The sequence below is a fragment of the Sphingomonas chlorellae genome (assembly GCF_056485145.1).
Genome location: NZ_JBQXXM010000001.1, coordinates 1,260,726 through 1,274,826 on the forward strand (window position 1 = coordinate 1,260,726; position 14,101 = coordinate 1,274,826).

Annotated in this window: 14 protein-coding genes; 4 read left to right on the forward strand and 10 right to left on the reverse strand. The window is 65.2% G+C overall.

The features are described 5' to 3' along the window. Positions 1-133: 133 nt before the first annotated feature. Positions 134-1,879 carry a DEAD/DEAH box helicase gene (locus ACT3CF_RS05810; protein ID WP_478421043.1) on the reverse strand — a complete coding sequence of 582 codons (1,746 nt, stop codon included), beginning with the start codon at positions 1,877-1,879 and terminating at the stop codon, positions 134-136. A gap of 309 nt (positions 1,880-2,188) precedes the next feature. On the opposite strand from ACT3CF_RS05810, the gene ACT3CF_RS05815 reads away from it, so the two are divergent. Further along, positions 2,189-2,614 (forward strand): DUF1842 domain-containing protein, encoded by a 426-nt coding sequence (locus ACT3CF_RS05815; RefSeq protein WP_478421045.1) that lies wholly within the window; start codon positions 2,189-2,191, stop codon positions 2,612-2,614. 116 nt (positions 2,615-2,730) lie between these two features. Here the strand turns inward: ACT3CF_RS05815 and ACT3CF_RS05820 are convergent, their stop codons facing one another. Both ACT3CF_RS05820 and ACT3CF_RS05825 read right to left on the reverse strand, forming a co-directional pair. Then, positions 2,731-3,855, reverse strand: a complete 1,125-nt coding sequence (locus tag ACT3CF_RS05820; RefSeq protein ID WP_478421373.1) for a BaiN/RdsA family NAD(P)/FAD-dependent oxidoreductase — start codon at positions 3,853-3,855, stop codon at positions 2,731-2,733. Between the two features lie 264 nt (positions 3,856-4,119). Then, positions 4,120-4,389 carry an SWIB/MDM2 domain-containing protein gene (locus ACT3CF_RS05825; RefSeq protein WP_478421047.1) on the reverse strand — a complete coding sequence of 90 codons (270 nt, stop codon included), beginning with the start codon at positions 4,387-4,389 and terminating at the stop codon, positions 4,120-4,122. 229 nt (positions 4,390-4,618) lie between these two features. Here ACT3CF_RS05825 and ACT3CF_RS05830 point away from each other — a divergent pair, with 229 nt between their 5' ends. Together ACT3CF_RS05830 and leuA are read left to right on the forward strand one after the other, a co-directional pair. Beyond that, positions 4,619-4,924, forward strand: coding sequence for a hypothetical protein (locus ACT3CF_RS05830; RefSeq protein ID WP_478421049.1), 306 nt, complete (start codon positions 4,619-4,621; stop codon positions 4,922-4,924). 282 nt (positions 4,925-5,206) lie between these two features. Continuing rightward, positions 5,207-6,865 carry a 2-isopropylmalate synthase gene (gene leuA / locus ACT3CF_RS05835; protein ID WP_478421050.1) on the forward strand — a complete coding sequence of 553 codons (1,659 nt, stop codon included), beginning with the start codon at positions 5,207-5,209 and terminating at the stop codon, positions 6,863-6,865. Between the two features lie 58 nt (positions 6,866-6,923). On the opposite strand, the gene ACT3CF_RS05840 is transcribed toward leuA, so the two are convergent. Genes ACT3CF_RS05840 through ACT3CF_RS05855 form a run of 4 tightly spaced genes read right to left on the reverse strand, consistent with a single transcriptional unit; the run spans position 6,924 to position 8,910 of the window. Then, complete coding sequence (locus ACT3CF_RS05840; protein ID WP_478421052.1) at positions 6,924-7,274, reverse strand: dihydroneopterin aldolase; 351 nt, start codon at positions 7,272-7,274, stop codon at positions 6,924-6,926. Positions 7,275-7,285: 11 nt separating this feature from the next. Then, positions 7,286-8,059 (reverse strand): SDR family NAD(P)-dependent oxidoreductase, encoded by a 774-nt coding sequence (locus ACT3CF_RS05845; RefSeq protein ID WP_478421054.1) that lies wholly within the window; start codon positions 8,057-8,059, stop codon positions 7,286-7,288. Next, on the reverse strand, positions 8,059-8,679 hold the full coding sequence (folE, locus tag ACT3CF_RS05850) for a GTP cyclohydrolase I FolE (RefSeq protein ID WP_478421056.1): 621 nt from the start codon (positions 8,677-8,679) through the stop codon (positions 8,059-8,061). The genes ACT3CF_RS05845 and folE overlap by 1 nt, the downstream gene beginning before the upstream one ends. Positions 8,680-8,712: 33 nt before the next feature. Further along, positions 8,713-8,910 (reverse strand): hypothetical protein, encoded by a 198-nt coding sequence (locus tag ACT3CF_RS05855; RefSeq protein ID WP_478421058.1) that lies wholly within the window; start codon positions 8,908-8,910, stop codon positions 8,713-8,715. Between ACT3CF_RS05855 and ACT3CF_RS05860 the strand changes: the two genes are divergently transcribed. After that, the gene (locus ACT3CF_RS05860; RefSeq protein WP_478421059.1) at positions 8,909-11,554 is read left to right on the forward strand and encodes a TonB-dependent receptor; all 2,646 of its coding nucleotides are present in this window, start codon (positions 8,909-8,911) and stop codon (positions 11,552-11,554) included. The genes ACT3CF_RS05855 and ACT3CF_RS05860 overlap by 2 nt on opposite strands. A 51-nt stretch (positions 11,555-11,605) precedes the next feature. On the opposite strand, the gene ACT3CF_RS05865 is transcribed toward ACT3CF_RS05860, so the two are convergent. The 3 genes from ACT3CF_RS05865 to ilvN all read right to left on the reverse strand — a co-directional run bounded on the left by ACT3CF_RS05865 (position 11,606) and on the right by ilvN (position 14,047). Beyond that, positions 11,606-12,208 (reverse strand): TMEM175 family protein, encoded by a 603-nt coding sequence (locus ACT3CF_RS05865; RefSeq protein ID WP_478421061.1) that lies wholly within the window; start codon positions 12,206-12,208, stop codon positions 11,606-11,608. Positions 12,209-12,397: 189 nt separating this feature from the next. Next, on the reverse strand, positions 12,398-13,417 hold the full coding sequence (ilvC, locus tag ACT3CF_RS05870; protein WP_478421062.1) for a ketol-acid reductoisomerase: 1,020 nt from the start codon (positions 13,415-13,417) through the stop codon (positions 12,398-12,400). 114 nt (positions 13,418-13,531) lie between these two features. Further along, positions 13,532-14,047, reverse strand: a complete 516-nt coding sequence (ilvN, locus tag ACT3CF_RS05875; protein WP_478421064.1) for an acetolactate synthase small subunit — start codon at positions 14,045-14,047, stop codon at positions 13,532-13,534. Between the last annotated feature and the right edge of the window lie 54 nt (positions 14,048-14,101).

Here is a 14,101-nt window from a genome sequence, read left to right on the forward strand (position 1 = left end):
CTGCCGCCGTCGTGTCGCGGCGCATCGACGGCGCCCGACACGACGGCGGCGGCACCCGCGGCCCCCGGGCCGGTCGGATGCTGCCGCATGGACCCGCCCGGGGGCGGGGGCGTCGGAAAGGGGCTGGCGGCGATCAGCCGCGCGGGCGACGCGGGCCGCCGGGGCGCGGACCGGCGGGACGGCGGCCTTCGCCGTCACCGCGCGGCGCGTGGCCGTGCGGGCGGCGTCCCTCGCTGTTCGCGCCGCGTCCGGCGCCGCGCGGTGCGCGCGGCATCGGGCCTTGCTCGGCGGGTTCGATCGTCACGTCCTGGTCGTCGCGATCGGCGCTGCGGGCGACCGCGCTCGCGAACTTGGCCGCGATCGCGCGCGGGATCTGGAACAGCGTCTCGTTCGGCTGGATGCGGATCGCGCCGACCTCGTTCTTGGTGATGTGCCCGCGACGGCACAACAGCGGCAGGATCCAGCGCGGGTCGGCGTTCTGGCGACGGCCGATGTCCATGCGGAACCACACGATGTCGTCGAAACCCTCGCGATGCGCCGACTGGCGTTCCTCGCGCCGGTCCGAATGCGCGCGCTCGATCATCTCGTCGGGCTCGGGCAGCGATGCGCGGTGCGCGCGCACCAGCAGCGCGGCGATCTCCTCGGGGGTACGCTCGGCGAGCAACTGGTTCGCCAGCGCGCGATCCTCGTCGTCGATCTCGACGGGCGCGCGCAGCGTTTCCAGCAGGCGCTCGCGGTCGCGCTCGCGGATCACCTCGGGGGTGGGGGCGTCGATCCACTCGGCCTGGATGCGTGCCCCGCGCAGCATCGATTCGACGCGGCGGCGGCGGGGGTAGGGGACGATCAGCACCGCCGTCCCCTTCTTGCCCGCGCGGCCGGTGCGGCCCGAACGGTGCTGCAGCGTCTCGGCGTCGCGCGGCAGCTCGACATGGACGACCAGGCTCAGCGTCGGCAGGTCGATGCCGCGCGCGGCGACGTCGGTGGCGACGCAGACGCGGGCGCGGCGGTCGCGCAGCGCCTGGAGCGCGTGGTTGCGCTCGGACTGGCTGTGCTCGCCCGACAGCGCGACCGCCGCGAAACCGCGCTCGGTCAGGCTGGCGTGCAGGTGGCGGACATTGTCGCGCGTGGCGCAGAACAGGATCGCCGTCTCGGCCTCGTGAAAGCGCAGCAGGTTGATGACCGCGTGCTCGATGTCCGACGGCGCGATCGCCAGCGCCTGATACTGGATGTCGCCGTGGCCGCGATTCTCGGTCATCGTCGACACGCGCAGCGCGTCGCGCTGATACTGTTTGGCAAGCTGCGCGATCGGGCGCGGCATCGTCGCCGAAAACAGCAGCGTGCGGCGCTCGGCGGGGGTGTGGTCGAGGATCAGTTCCAGATCCTCGCGAAAGCCCATGTCGAGCATCTCGTCGGCTTCGTCGAGCACCGCGACGCGCAGCGCGCCGAGGTCGAGCGCGCCGCGCTCCAGATGGTCGCGCAGGCGGCCGGGGGTGCCGACGACGATGTGCGCGCCGTGGTTGAGCGCGCGGCGTTCCTTCGACGGGTCCATGCCGCCGACGCAGGTGGCGATGCGCGCGCCGACGCGGCCATAGAGCCAGCCGAGCTCGCTGCTCACCTGCAGCGCCAGTTCGCGCGTCGGGGCGATGACGATCGCCAGCGGATCGCGCGCGGGCGGCAGCCCGGTCTCGGCGTCGATCAGGTCGGATGCCATGGCCAGGCCAAAGGCGACGGTCTTGCCCGAACCGGTCTGGGCGGAAACGAGCAGGTCGCGCCCCAGCGCTTCGGGCTGGAGCACGGCGGACTGGACGGGCGTGGGGGCGGCATAGCCGCGTTCGGCGAGCGCTTCGGCGAGAAGCGGCGAAAGATCGGAAAATGTCATGGAACTTCCCAAATGGGCGTCCCTGCGCATTCGAGCAAGCGAAAACCGACCTGGGCTTCCCCGGAACGGCACGTTTCGACGCATTTTTGCGGTCTTTCGCCACCCGGCGACGTGCCAACGGGCGATTTCGCTCCGAAACGGCGGGGTTCGACATGCCATTGGGACAGGTTCGGACAAATTATACGGGCAGGGGGTGCGAGTCCGTGGCGGCGATGCTTCAGAAACGATTGTGGGCAAGTCTTGGGCGTGGTAAATAAAACGTGCAGACCGAGTCGATGTTCTGCGAGTTAGGAGGGTGTAGTGTCTAACGTGGCAGCGCTTTATCATGTAAAGGTCCGGGCGACGACTGGGATGTCGGGGGCTCCCGTCCTGGTTCTCGACCTTCTCGTCAACGCGAACACCGGGCAGATCAGCGGCGGTGCCGAAATCTCCCAGGCGCTCCCGCCTCCCTATGGCCAGACCGTGATTCCCCAGGTCACCGGCTCGCTTTTCCAGACGGGGCTCGGTCCGAATGTCCAGTTGGCGCATGTGACCGGCGAATATGTCGTGTCGGTGCCGCCGCCCGCGATCGGCAGCTATCTCGCCAAGTTCAGCGCCGCGCTCGCGGTCGATCACAACTGGAACGGCAAGGGCAGTTTTGTTTACGGCAACCAGACCGTTATTGATGCGACGGTCACCAATATTACGAACGAAGCGGGCGCAACCCCTGCCCGCTCGGAGGCCGTAAAGGCCTGAGGGCATCGGGTCCGCGATCCACTCGATGTCTCCCCGCCGGTGGCCGCGTTTCCCCCGCGGCCACCGGCTTCGCGTTTCCGAAAAATGATTTCAGATCATTGCCTTGAACGGCAATTCTACAGCGCCTGACCCGCCGCCCAGCCGCTCGCCCAGGCCCAGTGGAAATTATATCCGCCCAGCCATCCGGTCACATCGACCGCCTCGCCGATCGCATACAACCCCGGCACGCGCGTCGCCCCCATCGTCCGCGACGACAATCCATCGGTCGCGATCCCCCCGACCGTGACCTCAGCCTTGGCAAACCCTTCGGTGCCGTTGGGCAGAAATCGCCAACCGGCCAGCCGTCGTTCGACTTGTTCAAGCGTCCGATCGGGGAGGTTCGCCAGCTCGCCCGCAATGGCTGTTTCTGCCGCAAGCGCTTGAAAAAGCGCCTCTGCCAGCCTCTCCGGTAACATGTCGGCCAGCACCCGGCGCAGCGATGCGCGCGGTCGGGCCCGCTTGGCGTCGCGAAGCCAGCCGGTGTCCCGGCTGGGGGTGAAATCGATCGTTACCGGCTCACCGTGCCGCCAATAGGATGACGCCTGAAGGATCGCCGGACCCGACAGCCCCCGGTGCGTGAACAGTGCCGCCTCGCGAAAGGCCGGGCCGTTCGCCTGCGCCGTCACCTCGGTCGAAACCCCGGCAAGTTCGCGGAAAAGCGCCTGTTCTGGCGGCAGCGTGAGCGGAACCAGCGCGGGGCGCGGTTCGACGACCTTCATTCCGAACCGTCGCGCAAGGTCGTAGGCGAAGCCCGTCGCCCCGAGCTTGGGAATGGCAGGGCCGCCGGTTGCGATCACCAGCGCCGGTGCGGAGAAGCGTCCGATCCGGAAGCGGCAGTCGCCATGGTCGACTTCGGCGACCGGATGGCTGGTTTCGACCCGGGCCTGCCCGGCGGCGCATTCCGCCAGCAGCATTGCGACGATGTCGCGCGCCGAATGGTCGCAGAAAAGCTGCCCCAGCGTCTTTTCGTGCCACGCGATGCCGTGACGCTCGACCAGCGCCAGAAAGTCCTGCGGCGTGTATCGCCCCAGCGCCGATTTGGCGAAATGCGGGTTTGCGGAGAGGAATCGGTCGGGCGCGACGTGCAGGTTGGTGAAGTTGCATCGGCCGCCGCCCGAAATCAGGATCTTCTTGCCGGGCGCGTCGGCATGGTCGAGCACCACCACGCGCCGCCCGCGTTGCCCGGCGGTGGCGGCGCACATCAGTCCGGCCGCGCCGGCGCCGAGCACAATGGCGTCGAATTCGCATTCCTGTTTCACCGCGACCCCCTAGGCCGGAACGATGGGCGCGGGAAGCGTCGGTCGTGATCGATTCGCGCTGTGCGTTTGACTGGACTTTCCAACGACGCCGCGCTGCCCCTCATCCGGGGCCATCCGCCGTACCGGAATGCAAGCGGGGCGGGCTCCACCGGAACCCGCCCCGCGCTGGTGGATCGACCGGCCGGCGGCGATGCGCCGGCTGCGGGATCAGCTCATGTGCTTCGAAAGGTGCTTGTTCATTTCGAACATCGTCGCCTTCTTGCCGCCGAAGATCGGCTCAAGCGTCGCGTCGGCCAGGATTTCCCGCTTGTTTTCCGGGTTCTGGAGGTTGTGCTTCTTGATGTATTCCCACATCTTGCTCACCACCTCACTCCGGGGGAGCGGATCCTTTCCGACGATCTTGGCCAGGTCCGGCGACGGGGTTACCGGCTTGGCGATGCCGCCGCGCGCGCCGCCAGCTGCTTTCTTCTCGGCCATCTTATTCTTCTCCTTTTGCACCCGTTTCCGGGTCGTTCCCTCGCCTGCGTGCCGGGCTGCGGAGTTATCCCGGCCATCCCGCTCTCGACGATGTGCTGTGGGCCGTGCCCGCAAGGGCGCGGCCCCGAGCGTTCTTTGATCGCGACTGTGGCGCTCTGTCTAGCCACGTTCTGCGTAAAGCGGGCGGGAAACGCGCGATTTGCGCCGGATTGCGCGTGCAATGGCCCCATTGGCGTCGCTGCGGCGCCTCGCGACGATAGGCGTGCGCCGCTGCGACGTGTTAGGGAAGGGGCGTCTGGCAAGGGAGAAGGCGATGCGTCGGTTCGCGGTGTTGGGACTGCTGGGATTGGCTGCGTGTGGTGAAAACCCGTCGGAGCAGGCCAATTTCGCCGCGCCGCCGCCGATGGCGGAGATCGTGGCGACGCCGAGCGCCAGACCCACGCCCGCCGTCGCTGCCGATGCCGCCAACGCGGCCGTCGAGGAGGATGCCGGCAACGAGACGCGGGAAAATGACGATGCGCAGGCCGGCGACTGATCGGGATGCCCGGCGAAATCGACGTCGAAAGAAGCTGTTGGCGGGGTGTTTTGCGTAATTTCGCTGCTTTGCAGCGCGAAAGGTGGACAAATCCTGTCGCACGCGGCATAAGGCGCTCGTGACCAACGCCATGCGCCTTTCGCTTCTCGGCCTTCGACTTATTCGCCCTTAGGGGCGAATTCGCCAGTGCGCGCACGTCCCTAAGGGCAAATCTGATCCGCCATTCGGCCAATCTGCGGCTGCCCCATGGCGCGCCGCCTGCTTTTAGAGAGACGAAATCCCATGTTGCGCGACCCCAGCGTCAAATATCGCCCTTTCCCCCAGATCAACCTGCCGGGCCGCCAATGGCCCAGCCGTGCGATCACCAAGGCGCCGCGCTGGCTGTCGACCGACATGCGCGACGGCAATCAGGCGCTGATCGATCCGATGGACGCCGAGAAGAAGACGCGGTTCTTCGAATTGCTGGTCAAGGTCGGCGTCAAGGAGATCGAGGTCGGTTTTCCCAGCGCGGGTGCGACCGAGTTCGATTTCATTTCCGGCCTCGTCCGCGACGGCCGCATTCCGGACGACGTTGCGGTGCAGGTGCTCACCCAGTCGCGCCGTGACCTGATCGAGACGACCTTCGAAAGCCTGCGCGGTGCGAAGCAGGCGATCGTGCACCTGTACAACGCCGTATCGCCAGCCTGGCGGCGTATCGTGTTCAACATGACGCGCGACGAGGTTCGTGAAATCGCGATCGCCGGGGCGAAGGTGCTGCGCGACGAAGCTGCAAAGCAGCCCGATACCGAGTGGATGTTCGAATACAGCCCCGAGACCTTCTCGACCGCCGAACTCGATTTTTCGGTCGAGGTCTGCGAAGCGGTGATGGACATTCTGCGCCCCACGCCCGAGCGGCCGCTGATCCTCAACCTGCCCGCCACGGTGGAGGCCGCGACGCCCAACATCTATGCCGATCAGGTCGAATGGTTCTGCCGCAACATCCGGAACCGCGAGGCCGTGGTGATCAGCCTCCACACGCACAACGACCGGGGAACCGGCGTCGCTGCGGCTGAACTGGGGCTGATGGCGGGCGCCGATCGCGTCGAAGGCTGCCTGTTCGGCAATGGCGAGCGCACGGGCAATTGCGACCTCGTGACCATGGCGCTCAACATGTACACGCAGGGCGTCGATCCGGGCCTCGACTTCTCGAACATCGACGAGGTCATCCAGACGGTTGAATATTGCAACCAGTTGCCGGTCCATCCGCGTCACCCCTATGCCGGGGAACTGGTGTTCACCGCGTTTTCGGGAAGCCACCAGGATGCGATCAAGAAGGGTTTCGCCGCGCAGGCCGAGCGCAACGACCAGGTATGGGACGTTCCCTATCTCCCGATCGATCCCAAGGATCTGGGGCGCGATTACGAGGCGGTGATCCGTGTCAACTCGCAGTCGGGCAAGGGCGGTGTCGCCTGGGTGCTCGAGCAGGACAAGGGATTGAAGCTGCCCAAGCGGATGCAGGCCGACTTTTCGAAGCACGTCCAGGCGCTGGCCGACGAGACGAGCCGCGAACTGAACGCCGCCGATATCTGGGCGCGGTTCGAACAGGTTTATCTGCCCGGCCCGGGCGATCGCTTTGCGTTGGTCGAATATCATGAAACGCGGGGGACGGGCTCGCGCGCTTTCGTGGGGACGGTGTCGATCGACGGGGAGGCGCGCACCGTCAGCGGACGCGGCAACGGCCTGATTTCAAGCGTGATCGACGCGTTGCGCGAGGCGTGCGGCGTCTCGATCGAGGTCGTCGATTATAACGAACATGCGATCGGCTATGGCACCGATGCGCAGGCGGCGGCCTATCTGGAATGCCGCACCGATGATGGGCGGACGATCTGGGGCGCCGGCATTGACGGCGACGTGGCGACCGCCTCGGTTCGCGCGGTGTTGAGCGCGGCCAACCGCATCTGACCTGAAAAATGGACGGAACGTCGCCGGAGCCGTTCGCTTCGGCGGCGGGCGTTCGGTTTCAGCGCTCGCGGACGATTTCGCAGCCGATCCGGGCGTCGGGGTAGATGTCGGGCTTGGTCGAGCGCACGCGAACGGCGCAGACACGCGAATCGCGTAGCGCCAGTGCCGCGATCGCCTCGCACAGCGTTTCCTGAAGCTCGAAATGGCGCCCCGCAACCAGCGCGCGGATCGATTCGCGCAGAAAGTCGTAATCGACCACCGCGTCGATCCGATCCTCGGGCTGGGCAGGGTAACGACAGGTCATCGTGACCGATACCATCACCCGCTGCGGCGCGGCGCGCTCCTCGGGGTGGATGCCGAGCCCCATGACAAGCTCAAGCGAATCGAGTTGGATCGAATATTCTGCCATGCGGGAGGCGCTCACTCGTGCGCCGGGCCGGCGCGGGTGGAGAACATGACGTCGCCGTCGCGCGAGAGGAAGCGCTGACCGCAGTCGACAAAGACATTCTGGCCGGTGATCGACCGCGTTTCGAGCAGATGCGCCACGGTCGCGGCGATATCGTCGATCGCGACATGGCGTTCGAGCAGGTTCTGCTTGCCCGTGATCGCGAACTCGTCGTCGCTCTGGTCGAGGCTGGGCAGGCTCAATCCCGGCGAGACGGCGTTGACGCGAACCCGCGGCGCCAGTGCGCGGGCGAGCATCTCGGTCGCGCCGGCCAGCGCAATCTTGCTGCACGTATAGGTAAAGAAATCCGGGTTGAGGTTGCCGACCTTCTGGTCGAGCAGGTTGACGACGGCGCCCTCGGTCAGGTCTGGCTGTGCGGCAAGTGCCTGCGCGAGCAGCACCGGCGCGGCGAGGTTGACGTGCATATGCGCATCAAGCTCGGCATGACCGTCGAGCGGCAGTGCGTCGAAAACGAAGCGCGAGGCATTATTGACCAGCGCGTCGATCGGTCCGTCGAGCGCGTCGCGCGCTTCGGCCAGCAGCGCAGCCGGTCCGTGCGGATCGCCAAGGTCGGCGGTAACCACCGCCGCTGTCGCGCCCTGCGCACGCAACGTTCGGGCGAGTGCCTGTGCCGCGTCGGGTGACTGGTGGTGATGAATCGCCACCGCCCACCCGCGCGCTGCAAGACCCTGCGCGATCGCCGCGCCGATGCGCCGCGCGGCACCGGTGACAAGCACGCGTCGCTGCATCAATAACCCATCAGCTTGAGCACTTCGGCGCGGCTGCGCTCATCGTCACGGAACACGCCCATCATCCGGCTGGTGACCATTCCGACCCCCGGCGTGCGGACGCCGCGCGCGGTCATGCAGCCATGCTGCGCCTCGATCACCACCGCGACCCCGAGCGGGTGCAGGTGATTCCAGATGCAGTCGGCGACTTCCGCCGTGAGCCGCTCCTGGACCTGAAGGCGGCGGGCGAAAGCGTGGAGAACGCGCGCGAGTTTCGAGATGCCGACAACATGGTTCCTGGGCAAATAGGCGATCGATGCCTTGCCGGTAATCGGTGCCATGTGGTGTTCGCAATGCGACTGAAAGGGAATGTCCTTCAGCAGCACGATCTCGTCATAGCCGCCGACCTCCTCGAACACGCGCGACAGATGGTGCGCGGGATTCTCCGAATAGCCGGCGCAATATTCCTTCCAGGCGCGGGCAACGCGCTTCGGCGTGTCGCGCAGGCCTTCGCGATCCGGATCATCGCCCGCCCAGCGAATCAGCGTGCGAACCGCATCGGCGACCGCGTCGGGCACGGGAATCTTGGGCGGCGGTGCCAGCATGTCGCCGTCATCTGCCTCGTCATGGGAATCGTGCATGGCTTGTCCTTTCCGTCGCATGCGGGCGTGACGCTACGGTTTGAGCCGCTGCGCCAGCGTCATCGGGCGTGGCGCAATGCCCGCGGTCAGGCGGCGACGGCAAGCAGAAATACCCGGCCCGCCTTGTCCGTTGACGCCCCGAAAAATCGGGCGATAGTCGAGCTGTCTGAAAAAGACAAAAGTCGCGACCGGCGCAAGATCGGCGCGACCAACAGGGGAGAGGCTGGTCATGCGAAAGGGCGATTTGCTCGGAGCGACGGCGCTTGTGTTGGCGATGACGTCGCCGGTTCACGCGCAGGACAAGAAGCAAGAGGATAGTGCCGGCGCCAAGGCGCAGGCATCCGAATTCACCTCGGCAAACGAGATCATCGTTACTGCGACCCGACGAAACGAGACGGTCCAGGACGTGCCGATCGCAGTGACGGCGATCGGGCCGCAATTGTTGGAAAACGCAGGCGTCGACAATATCCGCGACCTTGAACAGTTGGCACCGTCGCTCCAGTCGTCGACCGGGCAATCCTCCGCAACCGGCACCACCATCTATATCCGCGGGATCACCACCGGCGGCGATAATCCTGGATTCGAGCCCGCCGTCGGCGTGTTCATCGACGGGGTTTTCCGTTCGCGGGCCGGTGTCGCCATTTCCGAACTGCCGGAACTCGACCGCGTCGAGGTGCTGCGTGGTCCCCAGGGGACACTGTTCGGGCGCAATACTTCGGCGGGTGCGCTCAGCATCACCACGGCCCAGCCCAAGTTCGACCTCGGCGGCTATGTCGAGGGCGGTTACGGAAACTACAACGCTTATGAACTGCGCGGCGCGGTCACCGGCCCGGTCGGTGAGAAGGTCGCGCTGCGGCTCGACGGCGCCTATCGCAAACGCGACGGCTATATCCAGGACGCAAACAGCGATCGCGCGATGAACGACCGCAATCGCTGGTTGATGCGCGGTCAGGCGCTGTATGACAGCAGCGACCTGACGATCCGACTGATTGCCGATTACTATGAGACCGATGAACATTGCTGCGGCGTTGTTTCCGCGGTGCGCGGTCCTCTTGCGCCGGTGATTCAGGCAATTGCCGGCGCACAGGGACGGGTCGGCCTGTACACCGGCGCGCCCAGTGACCGGATCCAGGCAATTTCCCCCAATCGCGATTATGGCGAAAAGATCCGCGATTACGGGTTCTCTGGCGAGATCAACTACAGTTTCGGCGACACGCGGCTGACGTCGATCACCGCCTATCGCAACTGGCGGGCATTGCGGTCACAGGACATCGACTTTTCGGGGATCGATCGTGCCTACCGCGACGGCTATCGCAACCAGTTGAACGATTTCACCCAGGAATTGCGGCTGCAAGGATCGACCTTCGGCGGAAAGCTCGACTGGCTGATCGGTGGTTTTTACCTGAACGAGACCAACAAGCTGCGGGACACCGTTCGGGTCGGCAGCGACGTAAACCGCTATGTCGACTCGATCTTCTCGGCACAGTTGCAGCCGTTGTTCGGCACACCGGTGCAATTTTATGGATCGTTGGGGGCAGGGGTGCCGACCTTCGGGCAGGTGCTGCTCAACCCTGCGGCGCCGCCTGCGGCTTACGGCCAATTGGCGCCGCTGGTCACGCTGTTCCGCGCTCAGGCGGGCACCGCCCCGATCCCGGGGATCGCGGTCGTCCCGGGCCTTGCCGCGCTGGCCGCACAACCGCTTCCGGGTGCCAGCGCGGGGCAGGGCAACAACAACGACGATTTTCGGGTGAAGACCAATGCCTTCGCCATTTTCACCCACAACATCGTCAACATCACTGACAAGCTCTCGTTGACGCTTGGCGCGCGGTACAATCACGAAACCAAGGATCTCACAGCGTCGATCAACAGCAATACAGGCAGTTGTACCTTCTTCAATCAGGCCCGGACGGGCAATGCCGCGGCGGCGGCCTATGCCAACATCCTTCGCCAGGTTCCGGGGCTGTTCAACAACCTGTTCCTGCTCAGCTGCAATCCGGCGGTGAACAGCGAGTTCAATGGTAACTATGCGGATAGTCGCAGCGAAGACCAGCTCACCGGTACGGTCAAGCTGGCATACAAGTTCACGCCACGCATCCTCGGCTATGCCAGCTATGACCACGGGTACAAGTCGGGCGGGTATAATCTCGACCAGGCGACGTTCGATTCTGCGCTGCTGGGCGGCAACGGCGCGCAGGGCAGCGACCTGCATTTCGGGCGTGAGACGGTCGATTCCTACGAACTGGGGGTGAAGGCGGGGCTGAGTTCGCGCTTCACGATCAACATCGCCGGCTTCTATTCAAAATTCTACGACCTTCAGAGCCTGGTTTTCAGCGGCACCAACTTCGTCGTCCAGAATGTGCCCAAGACGACCAGCAAGGGCGTCGAAGTCGAGGCGACCGTCCAGCCGCAGCGCGACCTGGTTTTCCAGATGGGGTACAGCTTCATCGACGCCAAATATGACAAGACCGGCAACAACTTCGCCGGCACGCCACTGCAGGGCCGCGAGGGTTTGCAGATTGAGAACCAGCCCAAGCACACGATCACGATCGCCGGCACCTGGACCCCGCCGATCACGGGCCGACTGAACGGTCTCGTCCATGTCGATGCCCGTTACAATAGCGAGGTCAACATTCCCTCGGGCCTTCCCGACGCGAACGGGCGCAACGCGCTCTACAATCAGGGGTATGCACTCGTTTCCGCCGCGGTCGGTGTCCAGTCGAGCGATCGCAAATACAGCCTTGAGTTCTGGGTGGAGAACCTGACCAACCAGTTCTACTATATTTCCGGCTTTGGCGTCCCGGAGCAGAATGGCAACTATGCGGGCTATCCGGGAACGCCGCGCTATTACGGCGTTCGCGCACGCGTTGGCTTCTGATCGCTTCTGATCGCTTCTGTCGCGGCCGGGGCGATTCCCGGCCGCGGCCCGTCAGCGCTCGAACATCCGGTCGAGCGGACTTTCGGCGAGACACCAGGATAGTGCCACCAGTGCGGCACAGGCGAGACCGATGGCGGGCGACCACAGCGCCACGACGAGCCCGAAGAGGTAGATCAGCGACGCCACCACGATCTTGCGCCCCATCCGGCGATGGTAATGGCGTGCCTCGGCATGGTCTGCGCCGGTGCGCCGGATCACGCGCTGAAGCCAGCCATAAGCGAAGGACGGCAGGAGCATCACCAGCATGTAAAGCAGCGTGGCCGGGCGGCTGAAATGCTGGCTGCCAAGATAGGCCGTCGCGAAGGGCACCAGCGAAAGCGTAAAGAGAAGCGCGATATTGGCCCAGAGCAGGCCGTTGCTCACCCGGGTGGCGAAGTGAAACAGCCGGTGATGGTTTACCCAATAGATCGCAACGTAAAGGTAGCTGAGCAGGTAAGCAAGGAACACCGGCCACAGCGCGAGCAGCGGGCCGATGCCTGGTGCTTCGGGGGCGTGCATTTCCAGCACCATGATCGTGATGATGATCGCGATCACGCCATCGGAAAAGGCCTCGATCCGTTTCGCGCCGTCGCGCCCTTCATGATCGTCGGCCATGCGCATCCTCCCAGCAGCTCTGCGCCGGAACCTGACCCATGGGTGCGGTGAAGGCAATCGCCATGCCGTGAGGCGGCGAAATCGCCAGAGGGCGTCAACGCCTGCGGCACCGCGCCCACGCGAAGTTCAGTGAAGTTTATGGGCGTCCCGGACCCGCGTCGATGCGGGGCCGGGACGCCCGGATGACGATCAGTTGCGGCTCTTGTCCACCAGCTTGTTCGCGCCGATCCACGGCATCATCGCGCGGAGTTCGCTGCCGACCTTTTCGATCGGATGCGCTGCAGCGGCCTTGCGCGCGGCCTTCAGTTCCGGCTGGCCCGCACGGTTGTCGAGCACGAAGTTCTTGACGAAGCGTCCCGACTGGATGTCGGCAAGCACGCGCTTCATCTCGGCCTTGGTCTCATCGGTGATGATGCGCGGCCCCGTCGTGATGTCGCCATATTCGGCCGTGTTCGAAATCGAATAACGCATGTTGGCGATGCCGCCTTCATACAGCAGGTCGACGATCAGCTTGGTTTCGTGGAGACATTCGAAATACGCCATTTCGGGGGCATAGCCGGCCTCGACCAGCGTTTCGAAACCCGCCTGGATCAGATGGGTGATGCCGCCACACAGCACCGCCTGCTCGCCGAACAGGTCGGTTTCGCACTCTTCCTTGAAGTTGGTTTCGATGATGCCCGATCGGCCGCCGCCGACGCCCGAGGCATAGGCAAGCGCCACATCGTGCGCGTTGCCCGAGGCGTCCTGGTGGACGGCGATCAGGCAGGGAACGCCGCCGCCGCGGACATATTCGCTGCGCACGGTGTGGCCTGGGCCCTTGGGGGCGATCATGATGACGTCGATGTCCGCAGGCGGCTCGATCAGGCCGAAATGGACATTCAGACCGTGCGCAAAGGCGAGCGCCGCGCCCGGCTTCATCCGGCCCTTGAGGTCGGCTTCCCAGATACCCGCCTGGTGTTCGTCGGGCGCGAGGATCATCAGGATGTCGGCCCATGCGGCGGCATCCTGGTTGCTGAGCACCTTGAAGCCGGCCGCTTCGGCCTTTGCCGCCGACGCGGAGCCGGGGCGGAGCGCAATCGCCACCTCCTTCACGCCCGAGTCCCGCAGATTCTGGGCATGGGCATGGCCCTGGCTGCCATAGCCGAGGATGGCGATCTTCTTGCTCGTGATCAGGTTCAGATCGGCATCGCGATCATAATAGACACGCATTTCTTCTTCCCTTTCGTCACCCCGGTCTCAAGCCGGGGGCCAGCTTGTTTTTCGTCGCCAGGAATGGCGGCTCCCCGGACCCGTCCGGGGCGATGTGAAATTCCGAAGGCGCGATTATGCCGGTTCCTTGCCGCGCGAGATCGCGACGATACCCGTCCGTGCGACCTCCACCAGCCCGACTTCGCGCATCAGTTCGACGAACTTGTCGATCTTTTCGATCGTGCCCGTGACCTCGAACACGAAGCTAGAGATCGTGGCGTCGACCACGCGTGCGCGATAGACCTCGGCCAGCCGCAGTGCCTCGATCCGATGGTCGCCGGTTCCCGCCACCTTCACCAGGGCGAGCTCGCGTTCGACATGCGGACCGTGGCGCGTCAGGTCGGTGACCTTGTGGACCGGAACCAGCCGCTCGAGCTGGGCGATCACCTGCTCCATCACCGCTGCGGAGGCGGAGGTGACGATGGTGATCCGGCTGATGAGATTGTCATCGCTGATTTCCGACACCGTCAGGCTTTCGATGTTATAGCCGCGGGCGGTGAACAGGCCGGCGATCCGCGCGAGGATGCCGGGCTCGTTATCGACGATGACCGCCAGCGTGTGGCGCTCGATGGCTTCTTCCTTGATGTGCATGACTACCCTCTTCGATCCCCACCCCAAGGGCGCGGGGACCCGAACATCCCGTGA

Coding starts and splice junctions, on each gene's coding strand:
- ACT3CF_RS05860 (WP_478421059.1), top strand. CDS start 8,909: ATGCGAAAGGGCGATTTGCTCGGAGCGACGGCGCTTGTGTTGGCGATG.
- ACT3CF_RS05810 (WP_478421043.1), bottom strand. CDS start 1,879: ATGACATTTTCCGATCTTTCGCCGCTTCTCGCCGAAGCGCTCGCCGAA.
- ACT3CF_RS05820 (WP_478421373.1), bottom strand. CDS start 3,855: ATGTGCGCCGCCACCGCCGGGCAACGCGGGCGGCGCGTGGTGGTGCTC.
- ACT3CF_RS05865 (WP_478421061.1), bottom strand. CDS start 12,208: ATGGCCGACGATCATGAAGGGCGCGACGGCGCGAAACGGATCGAGGCC.
- ACT3CF_RS05845 (WP_478421054.1), bottom strand. CDS start 8,059: ATGCAGCGACGCGTGCTTGTCACCGGTGCCGCGCGGCGCATCGGCGCG.
- leuA (WP_478421050.1), top strand. CDS start 5,207: ATGTTGCGCGACCCCAGCGTCAAATATCGCCCTTTCCCCCAGATCAAC.
- ilvC (WP_478421062.1), bottom strand. CDS start 13,417: ATGCGTGTCTATTATGATCGCGATGCCGATCTGAACCTGATCACGAGC.
- ACT3CF_RS05855 (WP_478421058.1), bottom strand. CDS start 8,910: ATGACCAGCCTCTCCCCTGTTGGTCGCGCCGATCTTGCGCCGGTCGCG.
- folE (WP_478421056.1), bottom strand. CDS start 8,679: ATGCACGATTCCCATGACGAGGCAGATGACGGCGACATGCTGGCACCG.
- ACT3CF_RS05840 (WP_478421052.1), bottom strand. CDS start 7,274: ATGGCAGAATATTCGATCCAACTCGATTCGCTTGAGCTTGTCATGGGG.
- ACT3CF_RS05825 (WP_478421047.1), bottom strand. CDS start 4,389: ATGGCCGAGAAGAAAGCAGCTGGCGGCGCGCGCGGCGGCATCGCCAAG.
- ilvN (WP_478421064.1), bottom strand. CDS start 14,047: ATGCACATCAAGGAAGAAGCCATCGAGCGCCACACGCTGGCGGTCATC.